The following is an 18,720-nucleotide window of genomic DNA, read 5'->3' as shown; positions in this document are numbered from 1 at the left end:
TAGAAGTTGAGTTCAGATCGGTTGAGTCAGGCACCTGACAATGAAACTGAGATGAGAGACAGATAGAAATCCTTTTAAAAGAGAAGGGAGGCTATTCAGATGCCACGTAAAGGTCCTGTAGCAAAAAGAGACGTTTTGCCAGATCCAATTTACAATTCTAAACTTGTATCTCGTTTGATCAACAAAATGATGATTGACGGTAAAAGAGGGAAAGCTCAAACAATCCTCTACAAGTCTTTTGATATCATCAAAGAACGTACTGGTAATGAAGCGATGGAGGTTTTCGAACAAGCCTTGAAAAACATCATGCCAGTTCTTGAAGTGAAAGCACGTCGTGTAGGTGGCGCTAACTACCAAGTACCTGTAGAAGTTCGCCCAGACCGTCGTACAACTCTAGGTCTTCGTTGGTTAGTGAACTACGCTCGTCTTCGTGGAGAAAAAACGATGGAAGAGCGTCTTGCTAACGAAATCCTTGACGCAGCTAACAACACTGGTGCTGCTGTGAAGAAACGTGAAGATACACACAAAATGGCAGAAGCGAACAAAGCATTCGCTCACTACCGCTGGTAGGATTCATACCAAACTAAAAAAACTATTTCCTAATAAGGAAGGAGAAATTACCCAATGGCAAGAGAGTTCTCCTTAGACAAAACTCGTAATATTGGTATCATGGCGCACATCGATGCCGGTAAAACGACAACGACTGAGCGTATCTTGTACTACACTGGTCGTATCCATAAAATTGGTGAAACTCACGAAGGAGCTTCACAAATGGACTGGATGGAGCAGGAGCAAGAACGTGGTATCACAATCACTTCTGCTGCTACTACAGCACAATGGAAGGGTTACCGTGTAAACATCATTGATACACCAGGACACGTAGACTTCACTGTTGAAGTTGAACGTTCCTTACGTGTACTTGATGGTGCTGTTGCTGTTCTTGATGCACAATCAGGTGTAGAGCCACAAACTGAAACAGTTTGGCGCCAAGCAACAACTTACGGAGTACCTCGTATCGTATTCGTTAACAAAATGGATAAAACCGGTGCGGACTTCCTTTACTCTGTAAGCACATTAAGAGATCGTCTTCAAGCAAACGCTCATGCAATTCAATTGCCGATCGGTGCTGAAGACCAATTCGAAGGAATCATCGACCTTGTAGAAAACGTAGCGTATTTCTACGAAGATGACCTTGGAACTCGCTCTGATGCAAGAGAAATCCCTGATGAGTATAAAGACAAAGCTGAAGAGCTTCGCAACAGCTTAATTGAAGCTGTCGCTGAGCTTGATGAAGAGCTGATGGAAAAATACCTTGAGGGTGAAGAAATTACAATTCCTGAATTGAAAGCTGCAATCCGCAAAGGAACTTTGAATGTTGAATTCTATCCAGTTCTTGTTGGTTCTGCTTTCAAAAACAAAGGTGTTCAGCTTGTACTTGATGCTGTGCTTGACTACCTTCCTGCTCCAACTGATGTTGCTGCAATCAAAGGTATCTTACCAGATACAAATGAAGAGGTAGTTCGAGAGTCTTCTGACGACGCACCATTCTCTGCACTTGCATTTAAAGTTATGACGGACCCTTATGTTGGGAAACTAACTTTCTTCCGAGTTTACTCTGGAACACTTGATGCTGGCTCTTACGTAAAGAACTCTTCTAAAAACAAACGTGAGCGTGTTGGACGTATCCTTCAAATGCACGCAAACAGCCGTGAAGAAATCTCTACTGTTTACGCAGGAGATATTGCAGCAGCTGTAGGTCTTAAAGATACATCAACTGGAGATACTCTTTGTGATGAGAAAAATCTTGTTATCCTTGAGTCTATGGAATTCCCAGAGCCAGTTATCGATGTAGCGATTGAGCCTAAATCTAAGGCTGACCAAGATAAAATGAGTATCGCTTTAGCTAAATTAGCTGAAGAGGACCCAACATTCCGTACACAAACAAACCCTGAAACTGGTCAAACGATCATCTCTGGTATGGGTGAGCTTCACCTTGATATCATTGTTGACCGTATGAAACGTGAGTTCAAGGTTGAAGCTAACGTAGGTGCTCCTCAAGTTGCGTACCGTGAAACATTCCGTTCTGGTGCAAAAGTTGAAGGTAAATTCGTACGTCAATCTGGTGGACGCGGTCAGTTCGGACACGTTTGGATCGAATTTGAACCAAACGAAGAAGGCGCAGGCTTCGAATTTGAAAATGCAATTGTCGGTGGGGTTGTTCCTCGTGAATATATCCCAGCTATTCAAGCAGGTCTTGAAGAATCACTAGAAAATGGTGTATTAGCTGGATTCCCATTAATCGACATTAAAGCAAAACTATTTGATGGTTCATACCACGATGTTGACTCTAACGAAATGGCGTTCAAAATTGCTGCCTCTATGGCATTGAAAAATGCTGCTAGCAAATGTAACCCAGTTCTACTTGAGCCAATGATGAAAGTAGAAGTCGTTATCCCAGAAGAATACATGGGAGACATCATGGGTGACATTACATCTCGTCGTGGACGTGTAGAAGGTATGGAAGCTCGCGGTAACGCTCAAGTTGTTCGCGCTATGGTTCCACTTTCTGAAATGTTCGGATATGCAACTGCACTCCGTTCTAACACACAAGGACGCGGTACTTTCACTATGCACATGGATCACTATGAAGAAGTTCCTAAGAGCATCAGTGAAGAAATCATCAAAAAAAATAAAGGTGAATAATTGATTTTGCCTTTAAACTAAAGTATAACTACTATTGAAGATCAGAAAGTGGGAGGTAACTCTTCACTTTCTATCACTCTATACCAAATACAATGAACCTTTAAGGAGGATTTTTAGAATGGCTAAAGAAAAATTCGACCGTTCCAAATCGCATGCTAACATCGGTACAATTGGACACGTTGACCATGGTAAAACAACTCTAACTGCTGCTATCTCAACAGTTCTTCATAAGAAATCAGGTAAAGGTACAGCTATGGCTTATGACCAAATTGATGGTGCTCCAGAAGAGCGCGAGCGTGGAATCACAATCTCTACTGCACACGTTGAGTATGAAACTGAAACTCGTCACTATGCACACGTAGACTGCCCAGGACACGCTGACTACGTTAAAAACATGATCACTGGTGCTGCTCAAATGGACGGTGCGATCTTAGTAGTATCTGCTGCTGATGGTCCAATGCCACAAACACGTGAGCACATCCTACTTTCTCGTAACGTAGGTGTACCATACATCGTAGTATTCCTTAACAAATGTGACATGGTTGACGACGAAGAGCTACTTGAACTTGTTGAAATGGAAGTTCGTGATCTTCTTTCTGACTATGACTTCCCTGGTGACGAAGTACCAGTTATCAAAGGTTCTGCTCTTAAAGCTCTTGAAGGAGATGCTGAATACGAAGCTAAAATCCTTGAGCTTATGGATGCGGTTGATGAGTACATCCCAACTCCAGAGCGCGACACTGATAAGCCATTCATGATGCCAGTTGAGGACGTATTCTCTATTACTGGTCGTGGAACAGTTGCTACTGGACGTGTTGAGCGTGGACAAGTTAAAGTCGGTGATGAAGTTGAAATCATCGGTCTTCAAGAAGAAAACAAGAAAACAACTATTACAGGTGTTGAAATGTTCCGTAAGCTTCTTGACTATGCTGAAGCTGGTGACAACATTGGTGCACTTCTTCGTGGAATTTCTCGTGAAGAAATCCAACGTGGTCAAGTACTTGCTAAACCAGGTACAATCACTCCACACAGCAGATTCAAAGCTGAAGTTTATGTACTTTCTAAAGAAGAGGGTGGACGTCATACTCCATTCTTCTCTAACTACCGTCCGCAGTTCTACTTCCGTACAACTGACGTAACTGGTATCGTACATCTTCCAGAAGGTACTGAAATGGTTATGCCTGGCGATAACACTGAGATGGAAGTTGAACTGATCTCTACTATCGCTATCGAAGAAGGAACTCGTTTCTCTATCCGTGAGGGTGGACGTACTGTAGGTTCTGGCGTAGTTTCAACTATCATTAAGTAATGACGATACAAAAGAGACTCCTTGCAAAAGGGTCTCTTTTTTGCTTTTCATAGTGAGAACGGCTACTATAAGCTATAGAATCTAATAGGAACTGAGAGGATCACTGGAATGGCGAAGACATGTTTGAAGAGATGGTTGATTGGCGGTGTCGATCAATGGATTATGATGAAAGAGAACCATTCGCAAGAGACAAAGCCCATTCTTCTATTTTTACACGGAGGCCCAGGCTCAGCGCAAATCAGTTATATAGATTCCTTTCATCAGGAGCTCGACCAATACTTTACGGTCATTCATTGGGACCAGCGAGGTGCAGGGCTGTCATATCACAAGAACATTCCCTCTGCATCGATGACGATACAACAATTCGTTGAAGATACGATTGAACTATCAGAAAAACTGCTTTCCTATTTAGGCCAACCGAAGCTATACATTGCTGGATATTCATGGGGGTCATTGATTGCTATACAAGCTGTACATAAACGTCCAGATCTTTATCATGCTTATTATGGAATTAGTCAAGTTGTAGATATATTAAAAGAGGATATCGCATCGTACGAGCTTCTTCTAAAAAAATTCCATCGCAATAGACTATTTACCGCCTGTCTGAGATTACTTACCCCTCCCCCGTGGAAGCGGACATCTGCTCATGCTTTGTTCTCCATGTATAAAGAGTTTGCAAAAGTAGGACTCACCCATAGGTGGAAGCCGCTCCTTCAGTTGGTGCGAACGTTTCTTACCAGTAAGCATTATCGGCTGAAAGACAAATGGAAATTCCTACAGGGACAAAAGTACAGTCAGGAAATGCTTTGGGATGAATTATTGCAAGAGAGCATTCAATACCGAGTTTCTACTATATTAATACCGTGTTACTTTATCATGGGTCAACATGACTTGATTACACCAGCCACTGTATCAAAACTATTTGTTGAGCAATTAACTGCTCCAATGAAAAAATGGTTCATCTTCGAAGAATCGGCGCATTCTCCTCATATTGAAGAGCCAGATAAATTTATCCGAATTGTAAGAGAAACGGCTATACATCATCATCAAGGAGAGCTTGATTTATAGGCTAAACCCCTGTATAATATGAAAAGTGTGCAAATCGTAAATTTATCCGATTTATTATTGCAACACACAGACCAATTTGGTACAATAGTGCATGTTGGTCTTTGACTGCGATGAAGTGAGAGGTTGCTGACACACCCGGCCGCTTTGCCATGGCAAGGTGATCAGGTTTTTCTCACGGAGAACTGTCTAACGTAAGTAGGCGAAAAGGAGGGAAAATAATGGCAAAACAAAAAATTCGTATTCGTTTAAAAGCATATGATCATAGAATTCTTGATCAATCTGCTGAGAAGATTGTTGAAACGGCTAAGCGTTCTGGTGCTAGTGTATCTGGTCCAATTCCGCTTCCGACTGAAAAATCAGTTTACACAATCCTTCGTGCGGTGCATAAGTACAAAGATTCTCGCGAGCAATTTGAGATGCGTACTCACAAACGTCTAATCGACATCGTGAATCCAACTCCGCAAACAGTTGATGCACTTATGCGTTTAGATTTACCATCTGGTGTAGATATCGAAATCAAACTTTAATTTAAATAGAAAACACATATTATAGGAGGTGTGACGAATGACCAAAGGAATCTTAGGTAGAAAAATTGGTATGACGCAAGTATTCGCAGAAAACGGTGACCTTATCCCTGTGACTGTTGTTGAGGCTGCTCCTAACGTTGTTCTTCAAAAGAAGACTGCTGATACGGATGGCTATGAAGCAATCCAAATTGGTTTTGATGACAAACGTGAAAAGCTTTCTAACAAACCAGAAAAGGGCCACGTTGCTAAAGCGGAAACTGCTCCTAAGCGCTTCGTAAAAGAATTACGCGGTGTGGAGTTAGATGCGTATGAAGTTGGTCAGGAAGTCAAAGTTGATATTTTCGCAAGTGGAGATATCGTAGATGTAACAGGAACATCAAAAGGTAAAGGGTTCCAAGGTGCTATCAAACGCCACGGACAATCACGCGGACCAATGTCTCACGGTTCTCGCTATCATCGTCGTCCGGGTTCAATGGGGCCTGTAGATCCAAACCGAGTATTCAAAGGTAAACTTCTTCCAGGTCGTATGGGCGGAGAGCAAATCACTGTCCAAAACCTTGAGATCGTTAAAGTTGATGCAGAACGTAATCTTCTTCTGATCAAAGGAAACGTACCAGGAGCTAAAAAATCTCTAGTAACTGTAAAGAGTGCAGTTAAATCTAAATAACTCTCTTAGGAAAGGAGGAAACAAGTCATGCCCAAAGTAGCATTATATAACCAAAACGGTTCTACTAACGGTGAAATCGAATTAAACGATTCTGTGTTTGGAATTGAGCCAAACGAAAGCGTGGTATTCGATGCTATTCTTATGCAAAGAGCTTCCTTACGTCAAGGAACTCACAAAGTAAAAACTCGTTCTGAAGTACGTGGCGGAGGTCGTAAGCCTTGGAGACAGAAGGGTACAGGTCGTGCTCGTCAAGGTTCTATCCGTTCACCACAATGGCGTGGAGGCGGTATCGTATTCGGTCCAACACCTCGCAGCTATTCTTATAAATTACCTAAAAAAGTTCGCCGCTTGGCTATCAAATCAGTATTGTCTTCTAAAGTAATCGACAACAACATCATCGTTCTTGAAGATCTTACTCTTGATGCAGTGAAAACGAAAGAATTCGCAGGCATCCTTAAAGGATTATCTGTTGAGAAAAAAGCGTTGGTTGTCACTGCGGATGCAAACGAAACAGTTGCCTTATCTGCTCGTAACATCCCTGGAGTAACAGTTGTTGAAGCTAAAGGTATCAACGTTCTTGACGTTGTTAACCATGAGAAACTTCTGATCACTAAAGCAGCGGTTGAAAAAGTAGAGGAGGGACTTGCATAATGAAAGATCCTCGTGATGTTCTAAAGCGCCCTATCATTACTGAACGTTCTACTGATCTAATGGCAGATAAGAAGTACACGTTTGAAGTGGACGTCAGAGCGAATAAAACAGAAGTGAAAGACGCTGTTGAAGAAATCTTTGGAGTGAAAGTTGAAAAAGTCAACGTTCAGAACTACAAAGGAAAATCAAAACGCGTTGGACGCTATACTGGTATGACTAGCCGTCGCAGAAAAGCAATCGTGAAATTAACTGCTGACAGCAAAGAAATCGAAATTTTTGAAGCGTAAATCTTAAAAAGAAGGAGGGAAATTCAAAATGGCGATTAAAAAGTATAAACCAACCAGTAATGGTCGTCGTGGCATGACTACTTCAGATTTTGCTGAAATCACGACTGACAAACCAGAAAAATCGTTACTTGCCCCGCTTCATAAAAAAGGCGGACGTAACAACCAAGGTAGATTAACTGTTCGTCATCAAGGCGGCGGTCACAAACGTCAATACCGTATCATTGACTTTAAGCGTAATAAAGATGGTATACCTGGACGCGTTGCTACAATCGAGTATGATCCAAACCGTTCAGCAAATATCGCTCTTGTAAACTATGCAGATGGTGAGAAGCGTTACATCCTTGCACCAAAAGGAATCCAAGTTGGTACTGAAGTTACTTCTGGTCCAGAAGCTGACATTAAACCAGGTAATGCTCTTCCACTGATCAACATCCCAGTTGGTACAGTTGTGCATAACATTGAATTAAAACCAGGTAAAGGTGGACAATTAGTTCGTTCTGCTGGTACTTCTGCTCAAGTTCTTGGTAAAGAAGGTAAATACGTTCTTGTACGTCTGAACTCAGGAGAAGTTCGTATGATCCTTTCTGCTTGCCGTGCGACTATCGGTCAAGTTGGAAACGAGCAACACGAATTAATTAACATCGGTAAAGCTGGTCGCTCTCGCTGGAAAGGCATTCGCCCAACAGTTCGTGGTTCTGTCATGAACCCTAACGATCACCCACACGGTGGTGGTGAAGGACGTGCTCCAATCGGACGTAAATCACCAATGTCTCCATGGGGTAAACCGACACTTGGATTCAAGACTCGTAAGAAAAAGAACAAGTCTGACAAATTTATTGTACGTCGTCGTAAAAATAAATAACGGGATTGTCTACGGTTCATTTAGGACCGTAGTTCAATTACGAAGGGAGGTTCCACAATGGCTCGCAGCTTAAAAAAAGGACCATTTGTTGATGATCATTTGATGGTTAAAGTTGAGAAATTGAATGAAGCTGACAAAAAGCAAGTAATTAAAACTTGGTCTCGTCGTTCTACAATTTTCCCGCAATTCATCGGTCACACAATTGCAGTCTATGACGGCCGCAAACATGTACCTGTATTCATCTCTGAAGATATGGTAGGTCACAAATTGGGCGAATTCGCACCAACCCGTACTTACAAAGGTCATGCTAGTGACGATAAAAAAACAAGACGCTAATGAGAGGAGGCTTTTAAATGCAAGCTAAAGCTGTCGCAAGAACAGTCCGTATTGCTCCTCGTAAAGCACGTCTAGTAATGGACCTGATCCGAGGTAAGCAAGTAGGAGAAGCAGTATCTATCTTAAACCATACACCTAAGGCTGCTTCACCAATTATTGAAAAAGTATTAAAATCTGCTATCGCAAACGCTGAGCACAACTACGAGTTGGACGCTAACAACCTAGTGATTTCTCAAGCATTCGTTGACGAAGGTCCAACACTTAAGAGATTCCGTCCACGTGCTATGGGTCGTGCGAGCGCAATTAACAAACGTACTAGCCACATTACAATCGTTGTATCAGAAAAGAAGGAGGGATAATCCGTGGGTCAAAAGGTAAATCCAGTAGGTCTTCGTATTGGAATCATTCGTGATTGGGAATCTAAATGGTTCGCTGGAAAAGATTACGCTGATTTCTTACATGAAGACTTAAAAATCCGTGAATTCATCAGCAAGCGTTTGTCTGACGCGTCCGTTTCTAAGGTTGAAATCGAACGTGCTGCAAACCGCGTAAATATTACAATTCACACAGCTAAACCAGGTATGGTCATTGGTAAAGGCGGATCTGAAGTAGAAGCACTTCGTAAAGCCCTTAACAGCCTAACTGGCAAGCGTGTACACATTAACATTCTTGAAATCAAGAGAGCAGATCTTGATGCTAAACTAGTTGCTGAAAACATCGCTCGTCAACTTGAAAACCGTATTTCATTCCGTCGTGCACAAAAACAAACAATCCAACGCACAATGCGTGCTGGAGCACAAGGAATCAAAACAATGGTTTCTGGTCGTCTTGGCGGTGCAGATATTGCTCGTTCTGAATATTACAGTGAAGGTACTGTTCCGTTGCACACACTTCGTGCTGACATCGACTATGCTACTGCTGAAGCTGATACTACTTATGGTAAGCTTGGCGTAAAAGTATGGATCTATCGTGGAGAAGTCCTTCCAACTAAGAAGAAGTCTGCGGAAGGAGGAAAATAATATGTTATTGCCAAAACGCGTGAAGTATCGCAGAGAACACCGTGGGAAAATGCGTGGTCGTGCAAAAGGTGGCACTGAAGTGCATTTCGGTGAGTTCGGTATCCAAGCTCTTGAAGCTTCTTGGATTACGAACCGTCAAATCGAAGCTGCTCGTATTGCTATGACTCGTTACATGAAACGTGGCGGTAAAGTTTGGATAAAAATTTTCCCTTCTAAGCCATATACAGCAAAGCCACTTGAAGTCCGCATGGGTTCTGGTAAAGGTGCTCCAGAAGGATGGGTAGCTGTAGTAAAACCGGGCAAAGTTTTATTTGAAATTTCTGGTGTGTCTGAAGAAGTTGCTCGCGAAGCTCTTCGTCTTGCATCTCACAAATTGCCAATTAAAACGAAGTTCGTAAAACGTGAAGAAATTGGTGGTGAATCAAATGAAAGCTAATGAAATTCGTGACCTTACCACTGCTGAAATTGAACAAAAAGTAAAGTCTCTTAAAGAAGAACTTTTCAATCTTCGTTTCCAATTAGCAACTGGGCAGCTTGAAAATACTGCTCGTATTCGTGAAGTGCGTAAATCAATCGCACGCATGAAAACTGTGATTCGTCAAAGAGAAATCGCTGCTAATAAATAATAATGAGAGGGGAGGCCCCGCAAACATGAGCGAACGTAACCAACGTAAAGTGTACCAAGGCCGTGTTGTTTCAGACAAAATGGATAAAACCATTACTGTTGTTGTTGAAACATACAAAAAGCATTCACTTTATGGCAAACGTGTAAGATACTCTAAAAAGTTCAAAGCACATGATGAAAACAACCAAGCAAAAATCGGAGACATCGTTAAGATCATGGAGACTCGTCCATTATCTGCGACTAAACGCTTTCGTCTAGTTGAGGTTGTCGAAGAAGCTGTTATTATCTAATAAAGTTCGGATTTCTTTTTCCGAAGGGAGGTAACATTAATGATTCAACAGGAGACTCGTTTAAAAGTAGCTGACAACTCTGGCGCACGTGAAGTATTAACGATTAAAGTTCTTGGCGGCTCTGGACGTAAGACGGCTAATATTGGTGATGTCATTGTTTGTACGGTTAAACAAGCAACACCAGGTGGCGTTGTCAAAAAAGGTGATGTTGTAAAAGCAGTTATCGTTCGTACAAAGAGCGGAGCTCGCAGAAGCGACGGATCTTACATCAGCTTCGACGAAAATGCATGTGTCATCATCCGTGACGACAAGAGCCCTCGTGGAACTCGTATCTTCGGACCAGTAGCACGTGAACTTCGTGAAAATAACTTTATGAAAATTGTTTCTCTAGCACCAGAAGTACTTTAATGATTACAATCCGCGACTCAAGGAGGTGCGATTAAATGCATGTTAAAAAGGGCGATAAAGTAGTGGTTATCTCTGGTAAAGATAAAGGTAAACAAGGTGTCATCCTTGCTGCTTTCCCTAAAAATGACCGTGTTTTAGTAGAAGGGATTAACCTTGTGAAAAAACACTCTAAACCAACTCAAGCTAACCCTCAAGGCGGGATTTCTGAACAAGAAGCGCCAATTCACGTATCAAACGTAATGCCGCTTGATCCTAAAACGGGTGAAGTGACACGTGTCGGGTATAAAATTGAGGACGGAAAGAAAGTCCGTATAGCGAAAAAATCTGGGCAAGTTCTAGATAAATAGTAAATAAGGAAGGGAGGTCTTTCTCATGAACCGCCTTAAAGAAAAGTATATAAAAGAAATTACACCTGCATTAGTTTCTAAGTTTGAATACACTTCAGTGATGCAAGTGCCAAAAATCGAAAAAATCGTGATCAACATGGGTGTTGGTGACGCTGTTCAAAACGCTAAAGCAATCGATACTGCTGTTGAAGAATTAACGTTTATCGCTGGTCAAAAACCTGTCGTTACTCGTGCGAAGAAGTCTATTGCTGGATTCCGTCTTCGTGAAGGAATGCCAATCGGTGCAAAAGTAACACTTCGCGGAGAGCGCATGTATGATTTCCTTGATAAACTTATTTCTGTATCTTTACCACGTGTACGTGACTTCCGCGGAATTTCTAAAAAATCTTTCGACGGACGTGGAAACTACACCCTTGGTATTAAAGAACAGTTAATCTTCCCAGAAATTGATTACGATAAAGTAACAAAGGTCCGCGGTATGGATATCGTTATCGTTACTACTGCCAAAACGGACGAAGAAGCACGTGAGTTATTAACTCAAGTAGGTATGCCGTTCCAGAAATAATCAATGAAAGGGAGGCGAAATCGTGGCTAAAAAGTCTATGATTGCGAAACAACAACGCAAACAAAAGTTTAAAGTTCAAGAGTATACACGCTGCGAACGTTGTGGACGTCCACATTCAGTTATTCGTAAGTTTAAACTTTGCCGTATTTGTTTCCGCGAACTTGCATATAAAGGACAAATTCCTGGCGTTAAAAAAGCCAGCTGGTAATCCCCATAAATGGGAAGGAGGTTATTAAATAATGGTTATGACAGATCCGATTGCAGATTTGCTGACTCGTATTCGCAATGCGAACACAGTACGTCATGAGAAGCTTGAAGTACCTGCTTCAAAAATCAAAAGAGAAATTGCTGAAATCTTAAAGCGTGAAGGTTTTATCCGTGACGTTGAATACGTCGAAGACAGCAAACAAGGAATTATCCGTTTGTTCCTTAAATACGGTCAAAACAACGAACGCGTTATCACTGGTCTTAAAAGAATCAGTAAGCCTGGTTTACGTGTATATGCGAAATCAAATGAAGTACCACGTGTACTTAACGGTCTTGGAATCGCAATTATTTCTACATCACAAGGTGTTTTATCGGACAAAGAAGCCCGTGCTAAACAAACTGGTGGAGAAGTACTTGCTTACGTATGGTAAAAAAAGTTTAAGATGAATGGAGGTGCTTGGTATGTCTCGCGTAGGTAAAAAACTACTTGAGATCCCTTCAGGTGTGACTGTGACAAACAACAATAACACAGTGACAGTAAAGGGACCAAAAGGTGAACTAACTCGTACGTTTCACCCTGATATGGAAATTAAAATTGAGGACAACGTCTTAACTGTAAGCCGTCCGTCTGATCATAAAGAACATCGTGCACTGCATGGTACAACACGCAGCTTGCTTGCTAACATGGTTGAAGGTGTATCTAAAGGTTTTGAAAGAGGTTTAGAACTTATCGGTGTCGGTTACCGTGCTGCTAAATCTGGCAACAAACTTGTCCTTAACGTTGGATACTCTCACCCAGTTGAAATCGTTCCTGAGGCTGGAGTTGAAATCGAAGTTCCATCTCAAACGAAAATAATTGTTAAAGGTATTGATAAAGAGCGTGTAGGAGCTATTGCTGCTAACATCCGCGCTGTCCGTTCTCCAGAGCCTTACAAAGGTAAAGGAATTCGTTACGAAGGTGAATTTGTTCGCCGTAAAGAAGGAAAAACTGGTAAGTAAGATCGCTTAAAGTGAAGAAAGGAGTGACTCGGATGATTACGAAAACTAGCAAGAATGCTACTCGTCTTAAAAGACATGCTCGTGTTCGCGCGAAACTTTCAGGTACTGCTGAAAGACCTCGTCTTAACGTTTTTCGTTCTAACAAGAATATCTACGCTCAAGTAATTGATGACGTAAAAGGTGTAACACTTGTAAGTGCTTCTACTCTTGATAAAGAGTTAAAAATCGAGAATAGATCTGACACAGCAGCTGCTACTAAAGTTGGCGAACTTGTTGCAAAACGTGCTGTTGAAAAAGGGATTTCTAACGTTGTATTTGACCGCGGAGGATATCTATATCATGGACGTGTGAAAGCTCTAGCTGAAGCTGCTCGTGAGGCTGGACTTAAATTTTAATAAAAGAAGGAGGGACACATCCGAATGAGTCGTATTGACCCAAGCAAATTAGAGTTAGAAGAACGCTTAGTTACGGTTAACCGCGTAGCGAAAGTTGTTAAAGGTGGACGTCGTTTCCGTTTTGCAGCTTTAGTTGTTGTCGGTGACAAAAACGGTCATGTAGGATTCGGTACTGGTAAAGCACAAGAAGTACCAGAAGCGATCCGCAAAGCTGTTGAAGATGCGAAAAAGAATTTAATTGAAGTACCAATGGTTGGAACTACAATTCCACACGAAATCATCGGTCGATTCGGTGCAGGAAACGTCTTATTAAAACCTGCTTCAGAAGGTACAGGAGTTATCGCTGGAGGCCCAGTGCGTGCAGTACTTGAGCTTGCTGGTCTAGCTGATATCCTTTCTAAATCTCTAGGTTCTAACACACCGATCAACATGATTCGTGCAACACTTCAAGGTTTAAGTGAGCTTAAACGTGCTGAAGATGTAGCGAAGCTTCGTGGAAAATCTGTAGAAGACCTGTTAGGATAAGGAGGGAACAATAATGGCAAATAAATTAGAAATTACCCTCAAACGCAGTGTTATCGGTCGCCCTGAAGATCAGCGTGTCACTGTTCGTACTCTTGGTCTTAAGAAAACAAACCAAACAGTCGTACATGAAGACAATGCAGCGATCCGCGGCATGATTAACAAAGTGTCTCATTTAGTCTCTGTTAAAGAACAATAAAACATATATAATCGATAAGGAGGTGCCCAAATGAAACTTCATGAATTGAAGCCTTCAGAAGGTTCACGTAAAGTACGTAACCGTGTTGGTCGTGGTATTGGATCAGGTAACGGTAAAACTTCTGGTAAAGGTCATAAAGGTCAAAACGCTCGTTCTGGTGGCGGTGTACGCCCTGGTTTCGAAGGTGGACAAATGCCTTTATTCCAACGCCTTCCAAAACGTGGTTTTACAAACATCAACCGTAAAGATTATGCGGTAATCAACTTAGACAAATTAAACAGTTTTGACGAAGGAACGGAAGTCACTCCTGAACTTCTTCTAGAGACTGGTATAATAAGCAAGTTAAAAGCAGGAGTTAAAATTCTTGGCAACGGTAAATTAGAAAAAAAATTAACTGTAAAAGCCAATAAATTCTCTGCTTCTGCGAAAGAAGCGATTGAAGCTGCTGGCGGTACAGCCGAGGTGATCTAACTTGTTTAAGACAATCTCCAATTTTGTGCGCGTGAAAGATATACGGAATAAGATTATATTCACACTTTTAATGTTAGTCGTCTTTCGTATAGGTGCTTTCATCCCTGTGCCTAATGTGAACGCCGATGTTCTCCAGGCACAGGATCAAATGAGTGTTTTCGGAATCCTCAACACGTTTGGGGGAGGGGCACTTTTCAAATTCTCCATTCTCGCAATGGGGATTATGCCGTATATCACCGCTTCGATCATCATCCAACTCTTGCAGATGGATGTTGTTCCGAAGTTTACTGAGTGGTCAAAGCAGGGAGAGGTTGGCCGCCGAAAATTAGCACAATTCACTAGGTATTTTACAATTGTTCTAGGATTTATCCAAGCTTTAGGAATGTCATATGGGTTCAACAATATGGCAGGAGGCATGCTGATTGAAAACTCTGGTGTGACAACGTACCTCTTAATTGCGGTTGTACTCACTGCAGGAACAGCATTTTTAATGTGGCTCGGTGAGCAGATTACTGCTCATGGTGTTGGTAACGGTATTTCGATTATTATCTTTTCCGGTATCATCGCGGGTATCCCTCAAACATTAAAACAAGTGTACGCTCAGCAATTTGTAGGTGCAGATGGACAGCTATTCTTGCAAATCCTTAAAGTTGCGCTTATTATACTTGCAATTCTTGTGATTGTTGTTTGTGTTATTTACGTCCAAATGGCAGTGCGAAAAATTGCGATTCAATATTCAAAAGGAACTGGCCGTGCACAAATGTCTGCTAGTCAAGCAACGCACCTTCCATTGAAAGTGAATCCAGCAGGGGTGATTCCAGTCATCTTTGCCGTTTCTTTCATTATTACTCCGCAAACGATCGCATCGTTCTTCGGAACCAATAATGTGACAACTTGGATTACAAACAACTTTGACTATACTAAGCCAATCGGTATGACGATTTATGTAGCACTGATTGTTGCTTTCACATATTTTTATGCCTTTGTCCAAGTAAACCCTGAACAAATGGCTGAAAATCTGCAAAAGCAGGGTGGCTATATCCCGGGAGTTCGTCCAGGGAAAATGACTCAAGATAGAATTACGAGCATTTTGTACCGACTCACATTTGTGGGTGCCATTTTCTTAGCCGTGATTTCAATACTTCCTATCTTTTTCATTCAATTCGCTGGATTACCTTCCGCTGCACAAATTGGCGGCACAAGTCTTCTCATTGTTGTAGGTGTTGCACTTGAAACAATGAAACAACTTGAAAGCCAATTAGTGAAACGAAACTACCGTGGATTTATGAAATAAAACAGAGGGATGGGCTGTTGCCCAACCTCTTTAAGTAAGGAAGGGGAAATCCGAAATGAACTTAGTCTTAATGGGGCTTCCGGGTGCTGGTAAAGGCACTCAGGCAGAACGAATTGTGGATGATTATGGGATCCCTCATATCTCAACAGGAGATATGTTCCGTGCTGCTATGAAAGAGGAGACACAACTTGGGCTCGAAGCAAAATCCTTTATTGATAAAGGAGAGCTTGTTCCTGATGAGGTCACAATCGGTATTGTAAGAGAAAGACTTGGCAAGAATGATTGTGAACAAGGTTTTCTTCTGGACGGATTTCCGCGAACAGTTGCTCAGGCTGAAGCTTTAGAAGAAATTCTAAAAGACCTTGGCAGAACGATTGATTATGTCATTAATATTAAAGTCGATAAAGATGCTTTGATGGAGCGTCTGACTGGCCGAAGAATTTGCAAAAATTGCGGAGCTACGTATCACTTAGTTTTCAATCCACCTGCGAAAGAAAATGTTTGTGACAAGTGTGGAGGAGAGCTTTATCAACGTGCAGATGATAATGCAGAAACCGTTTCGACTAGACTTGAAGTAAACTTAAAGCAGACGGAACCTTTACTGAATTTCTATTCAGAAAAAGGATATCTTGCAAACATTGATGGTGCGAAGCACATTAACGACGTATATGCAGATATCAAGAACCTGCTTGGAGGATTAAATAAATGATCATCTGTAAAACTCCTCGCGAGCTTGAGATTATGAGAGAAGCTGGACGTATTGTCGCACTGACTCATGAAGAGCTTAAGAAACACATAAAACCAGGTATTTCGACAAAAGAATTGGATCAAATTGCCGAACGTTTTATTACAAAGCAGGGTGCAATCCCATCTTTTAAAGGGTATAATGGGTTTCGCGGGAGCATTTGCGTTTCGGTGAATGAAGAACTCGTTCATGGTATTCCTAGTAAACGGGTTTTACGTGATGGAGACATCATTAGTATTGATATCGGCGCAAAGTTAAATGGTTATCATGGTGACTCTGCTTGGACTTATCCAGTTGGGGTAATCAGTGATGAGGACCGCAAACTACTGGAAGTCACAGAGCAATCTCTATATAAAGGCTTACAGGAAGCAAAGCCGGGTGAACGTCTGTCAAACATTTCCCATGCTATACAAACGTATGTTGAAGGTGAGAATTTCTCAGTTGTTAGAGAATATGTTGGACATGGGGTCGGACAGGATCTTCATGAGGACCCTCAAATTCCTCATTATGGTCCGCCTAACAAAGGCCCGCGGTTAAAACCTGGAATGGTGTTGGCCATCGAACCGATGGTGAACGCAGGCAGCCGGTATGTGAAAACATTGGCTGATAACTGGACGGTTGTAACGGTTGATGGGAAAAAGTGTGCTCATTTTGAGCATACAATTGCGATTACAGATACAGGTTTTGATATACTGACTAAGGTTTAGGTTTTATGAGCCTAAAGCGAAAGCCTTTCATGCCCAAATCGGGCAGGTTGTCCGTATAGTCCAAGGAAAAGAACAAGATCAGTATGCAGTCATCGGAATTTCCGATGTCGCCATGTACTAATCGCAGACGGAGAAAAGCGTAAATTTCATTCTCCTAAGAAAAAAAGATCAATCATTTAACCTTTTATGATTGCGTATCTCCGGAAGTTCAGAACAGTATATTCAAAACAGGTCGGGTGACAAATGAAAAAATGAGATAGTCTCGTTTGAAATTTGTCAGAGAGCAAGTTACTGATTTGAAGAAGGGAGAACACTTGAATGGCGAAAGACGATGTAATTGAAGTGGAAGGTACTGTAGTTGAAACTTTGCCAAACGCAATGTTCAAAGTTGAACTAGAGAATGGTCATACAGTTTTGGCGCATGTATCAGGAAAAATCCGTATGCACTTCATTCGCATTTTACCTGGAGACAAAGTTACGGTAGAATTATCTCCATATGACTTAACTCGTGGTAGAATTACGTACCGTTACAAATAAAGCAACTCCGGAAGAAGGAGGTTGGAAACACATGAAAGTGAGACCATCTGTTAAACCTATCTGTGAAAAATGTAAAGTGATTCGCAGAAAAGGAAAAGTAATGGTGATCTGTGAAAACCCAAAACATAAACAAAAACAAGGCTAATAACAAGGAGGTGCCCAAATCATGGCTCGTATTGCTGGTGTAGATATTCCACGTGATAAGCGTGTTGTCATTTCTTTAACATATGTTTTTGGAATTGGTCGTACGACTGCTCAACAAATTCTTAAAGAAGCAGGTGTTTCTGAAGACACTCGCGTTCGCGATTTAACTGAAGACGAACTTAGTAAAATCCGTGATATTATTGACAAACTTAAAGTAGAAGGTGACCTTCGTCGTGAAGTTTCACTTAACATTAAGCGTCTAATTGAAATCGGAAGCTACCGCGGAATCCGTCATCGTAGAGGACTTCCTGTTCGTGGACAAAACACAAAAAACAACGCGCGTACTCGTAAAGGTCCGCGTCGAACTGTAGCTAACAAGAAAAAATAAGTAAAGGAGGTAGTTAAAGAATGGCTGCTGCTCGTAAATCAAATACGCGTAAACGTCGCGTGAAAAAGAATATTGAATCTGGAATCGCTCATATCCGTTCCACTTTCAACAACACGATTGTAACGATTACTGATGTTCATGGAAACGCAATTTCTTGGTCAAGTGCTGGTGCATTAGGTTTTAGAGGTTCTCGTAAATCTACTCCTTTCGCTGCACAAATGGCTGCTGAAACTGCTGCTAAAGGATCAATTGAACACGGTCTTAAAACACTTGAAGTAACTGTTAAAGGTCCTGGTTCTGGTCGTGAAGCCGCAATTCGTGCGCTTCAAGCTGCAGGTCTTGAGGTTACTGCAATCAGAGACGTAACTCCAGTTCCTCATAACGGATGCCGTCCGCCAAAACGTCGTCGCGTGTAGTTTGTTTGTATAGATTTTGTGTCCCTGTCAAT

32 protein-coding genes and 1 pseudogene are annotated in these 18,720 nt (G+C 41.7%); all 33 read left to right on the top strand.

Annotation, left to right across the window (positions count from 1 at the left end; translation table 11 throughout):
* Nucleotides 1–99: 99 nt before the first annotated feature.
* The 33 genes and pseudogenes from rpsG to rpsK all read left to right on the top strand — a co-directional run bounded on the left by rpsG (nt 100) and on the right by rpsK (nt 18,688).
* A complete protein-coding gene (rpsG, locus tag ABVJ71_RS10685) occupies nt 100–570 on the top strand; it encodes a 30S ribosomal protein S7 (RefSeq protein ID WP_008356520.1) in 471 nt (156 codons plus the stop codon).
* A 54-nt stretch (nt 571–624) separates the two neighbouring features.
* The gene (gene fusA / locus ABVJ71_RS10680) at nt 625–2,703 is read left to right on the top strand and encodes an elongation factor G (protein WP_353854009.1); all 2,079 of its coding nucleotides are present in this window, start codon (nt 625–627) and stop codon (nt 2,701–2,703) included.
* Between the two features lie 118 nt (nt 2,704–2,821).
* Nucleotides 2,822–4,012 (top strand): elongation factor Tu, encoded by a 1,191-nt coding sequence (tuf, locus tag ABVJ71_RS10675; protein ID WP_353854008.1) that lies wholly within the window; start codon nt 2,822–2,824, stop codon nt 4,010–4,012.
* Nucleotides 4,013–4,120: 108 nt separating this feature from the next.
* Nucleotides 4,121–5,080, top strand: coding sequence for an alpha/beta hydrolase (locus ABVJ71_RS10670; protein ID WP_353854007.1), 960 nt, complete (start codon nt 4,121–4,123; stop codon nt 5,078–5,080).
* A gap of 218 nt (nt 5,081–5,298) precedes the next feature.
* Nucleotides 5,299–5,607: a 30S ribosomal protein S10 gene (rpsJ, locus tag ABVJ71_RS10665; protein ID WP_003156464.1), complete on the top strand. Its 309-nt coding sequence runs from the start codon at nt 5,299–5,301 to the stop codon at nt 5,605–5,607.
* A gap of 37 nt (nt 5,608–5,644) precedes the next feature.
* Nucleotides 5,645–6,274, top strand: coding sequence for a 50S ribosomal protein L3 (gene rplC, locus ABVJ71_RS10660; protein WP_353854006.1), 630 nt, complete (start codon nt 5,645–5,647; stop codon nt 6,272–6,274).
* A 27-nt stretch (nt 6,275–6,301) separates the two neighbouring features.
* Complete coding sequence (gene rplD, locus ABVJ71_RS10655) at nt 6,302–6,925, top strand: 50S ribosomal protein L4 (RefSeq protein ID WP_353854005.1); 624 nt, start codon at nt 6,302–6,304, stop codon at nt 6,923–6,925.
* Nucleotides 6,925–7,212 (top strand): 50S ribosomal protein L23, encoded by a 288-nt coding sequence (gene rplW / locus ABVJ71_RS10650; protein ID WP_353854004.1) that lies wholly within the window; start codon nt 6,925–6,927, stop codon nt 7,210–7,212. The genes rplD and rplW overlap by 1 nt, the downstream gene beginning before the upstream one ends.
* A gap of 28 nt (nt 7,213–7,240) precedes the next feature.
* Entirely contained in the window at nt 7,241–8,074 is an 834-nt protein-coding gene (gene rplB / locus ABVJ71_RS10645; protein ID WP_353854003.1) for a 50S ribosomal protein L2, read from the top strand.
* 57 nt (nt 8,075–8,131) lie between these two features.
* Nucleotides 8,132–8,410 carry a 30S ribosomal protein S19 gene (gene rpsS, locus ABVJ71_RS10640; RefSeq protein WP_353854002.1) on the top strand — a complete coding sequence of 93 codons (279 nt, stop codon included), beginning with the start codon at nt 8,132–8,134 and terminating at the stop codon, nt 8,408–8,410.
* Nucleotides 8,411–8,427: 17 nt separating this feature from the next.
* The gene (gene rplV, locus ABVJ71_RS10635) at nt 8,428–8,769 is read left to right on the top strand and encodes a 50S ribosomal protein L22 (protein ID WP_353854001.1); all 342 of its coding nucleotides are present in this window, start codon (nt 8,428–8,430) and stop codon (nt 8,767–8,769) included.
* A gap of 3 nt (nt 8,770–8,772) precedes the next feature.
* Complete coding sequence (rpsC, locus tag ABVJ71_RS10630; protein WP_353854000.1) at nt 8,773–9,429, top strand: 30S ribosomal protein S3; 657 nt, start codon at nt 8,773–8,775, stop codon at nt 9,427–9,429.
* A 1-nt stretch (nt 9,430) separates the two neighbouring features.
* A complete protein-coding gene (rplP, locus tag ABVJ71_RS10625; protein ID WP_003225801.1) occupies nt 9,431–9,865 on the top strand; it encodes a 50S ribosomal protein L16 in 435 nt (144 codons plus the stop codon).
* The gene (rpmC, locus tag ABVJ71_RS10620; RefSeq protein ID WP_003217155.1) at nt 9,855–10,055 is read left to right on the top strand and encodes a 50S ribosomal protein L29; all 201 of its coding nucleotides are present in this window, start codon (nt 9,855–9,857) and stop codon (nt 10,053–10,055) included. The genes rplP and rpmC overlap by 11 nt, the downstream gene beginning before the upstream one ends.
* Before the next feature lie 25 nt (nt 10,056–10,080).
* Nucleotides 10,081–10,344, top strand: a complete 264-nt coding sequence (gene rpsQ, locus ABVJ71_RS10615) for a 30S ribosomal protein S17 (protein ID WP_353853999.1) — start codon at nt 10,081–10,083, stop codon at nt 10,342–10,344.
* A 39-nt stretch (nt 10,345–10,383) separates the two neighbouring features.
* The gene (rplN, locus tag ABVJ71_RS10610) at nt 10,384–10,752 is read left to right on the top strand and encodes a 50S ribosomal protein L14 (protein ID WP_353853998.1); all 369 of its coding nucleotides are present in this window, start codon (nt 10,384–10,386) and stop codon (nt 10,750–10,752) included.
* A 35-nt stretch (nt 10,753–10,787) separates the two neighbouring features.
* Nucleotides 10,788–11,099: a 50S ribosomal protein L24 gene (gene rplX, locus ABVJ71_RS10605; RefSeq protein WP_353853997.1), complete on the top strand. Its 312-nt coding sequence runs from the start codon at nt 10,788–10,790 to the stop codon at nt 11,097–11,099.
* A 25-nt stretch (nt 11,100–11,124) separates the two neighbouring features.
* On the top strand, nt 11,125–11,664 hold the full coding sequence (gene rplE / locus ABVJ71_RS10600) for a 50S ribosomal protein L5 (protein WP_264008740.1): 540 nt from the start codon (nt 11,125–11,127) through the stop codon (nt 11,662–11,664).
* A gap of 22 nt (nt 11,665–11,686) precedes the next feature.
* Nucleotides 11,687–11,872, top strand: a complete 186-nt coding sequence (gene rpsN / locus ABVJ71_RS10595; protein ID WP_008356542.1) for a 30S ribosomal protein S14 — start codon at nt 11,687–11,689, stop codon at nt 11,870–11,872.
* Between the two features lie 31 nt (nt 11,873–11,903).
* Nucleotides 11,904–12,302: a 30S ribosomal protein S8 gene (gene rpsH, locus ABVJ71_RS10590; RefSeq protein ID WP_353853996.1), complete on the top strand. Its 399-nt coding sequence runs from the start codon at nt 11,904–11,906 to the stop codon at nt 12,300–12,302.
* A gap of 31 nt (nt 12,303–12,333) precedes the next feature.
* Nucleotides 12,334–12,870 carry a 50S ribosomal protein L6 gene (gene rplF / locus ABVJ71_RS10585; protein ID WP_353853995.1) on the top strand — a complete coding sequence of 179 codons (537 nt, stop codon included), beginning with the start codon at nt 12,334–12,336 and terminating at the stop codon, nt 12,868–12,870.
* Between the two features lie 32 nt (nt 12,871–12,902).
* Complete coding sequence (gene rplR, locus ABVJ71_RS10580) at nt 12,903–13,265, top strand: 50S ribosomal protein L18 (RefSeq protein WP_353853994.1); 363 nt, start codon at nt 12,903–12,905, stop codon at nt 13,263–13,265.
* A gap of 24 nt (nt 13,266–13,289) precedes the next feature.
* A complete protein-coding gene (gene rpsE / locus ABVJ71_RS10575; protein ID WP_007496332.1) occupies nt 13,290–13,790 on the top strand; it encodes a 30S ribosomal protein S5 in 501 nt (166 codons plus the stop codon).
* A 13-nt stretch (nt 13,791–13,803) separates the two neighbouring features.
* Nucleotides 13,804–13,986 (top strand): 50S ribosomal protein L30, encoded by a 183-nt coding sequence (gene rpmD / locus ABVJ71_RS10570; RefSeq protein WP_003217067.1) that lies wholly within the window; start codon nt 13,804–13,806, stop codon nt 13,984–13,986.
* A 30-nt stretch (nt 13,987–14,016) separates the two neighbouring features.
* On the top strand, nt 14,017–14,457 hold the full coding sequence (gene rplO, locus ABVJ71_RS10565) for a 50S ribosomal protein L15 (RefSeq protein WP_353853993.1): 441 nt from the start codon (nt 14,017–14,019) through the stop codon (nt 14,455–14,457).
* 1 nt (nt 14,458) lies between these two features.
* The gene (gene secY, locus ABVJ71_RS10560; RefSeq protein ID WP_353853992.1) at nt 14,459–15,751 is read left to right on the top strand and encodes a preprotein translocase subunit SecY; all 1,293 of its coding nucleotides are present in this window, start codon (nt 14,459–14,461) and stop codon (nt 15,749–15,751) included.
* Nucleotides 15,752–15,806: 55 nt separating this feature from the next.
* Nucleotides 15,807–16,460 (top strand): adenylate kinase, encoded by a 654-nt coding sequence (locus tag ABVJ71_RS10555; protein WP_034665602.1) that lies wholly within the window; start codon nt 15,807–15,809, stop codon nt 16,458–16,460.
* A complete protein-coding gene (gene map, locus ABVJ71_RS10550) occupies nt 16,457–17,203 on the top strand; it encodes a type I methionyl aminopeptidase (RefSeq protein WP_353853991.1) in 747 nt (248 codons plus the stop codon). Before ABVJ71_RS10555 ends, map begins: the two co-directional genes overlap by 4 nt.
* Nucleotides 17,204–17,240: 37 nt before the next feature.
* Nucleotides 17,241–17,544, top strand: a pseudogene (locus ABVJ71_RS10545) (KOW domain-containing RNA-binding protein).
* Nucleotides 17,522–17,740, top strand: a complete 219-nt coding sequence (infA, locus tag ABVJ71_RS10540) for a translation initiation factor IF-1 (RefSeq protein WP_003178377.1) — start codon at nt 17,522–17,524, stop codon at nt 17,738–17,740. The pseudogene ABVJ71_RS10545 and the gene infA overlap by 23 nt, the downstream one beginning before the upstream one ends.
* 31 nt (nt 17,741–17,771) lie before the next feature.
* A complete protein-coding gene (gene rpmJ / locus ABVJ71_RS10535) occupies nt 17,772–17,885 on the top strand; it encodes a 50S ribosomal protein L36 (RefSeq protein WP_003156543.1) in 114 nt (37 codons plus the stop codon).
* A 21-nt stretch (nt 17,886–17,906) separates the two neighbouring features.
* A complete protein-coding gene (rpsM, locus tag ABVJ71_RS10530) occupies nt 17,907–18,272 on the top strand; it encodes a 30S ribosomal protein S13 (protein ID WP_353853990.1) in 366 nt (121 codons plus the stop codon).
* 20 nt (nt 18,273–18,292) lie between these two features.
* Nucleotides 18,293–18,688 (top strand): 30S ribosomal protein S11, encoded by a 396-nt coding sequence (gene rpsK, locus ABVJ71_RS10525; protein WP_026586050.1) that lies wholly within the window; start codon nt 18,293–18,295, stop codon nt 18,686–18,688.
* The last annotated feature ends 32 nt before the right edge of the window (nt 18,689–18,720 follow it).

Origin of the sequence: Bacillus sp. Bos-x628 (assembly GCF_040500475.1) — a bacterium.
In the GTDB taxonomy this organism is placed as follows: domain Bacteria; phylum Bacillota; class Bacilli; order Bacillales; family Bacillaceae; genus Bacillus; species Bacillus maqinnsis.
The sequence above is the reverse complement of the archived record's forward strand: the minus strand, read 5'-3'. Positions and strand labels throughout refer to the sequence as shown.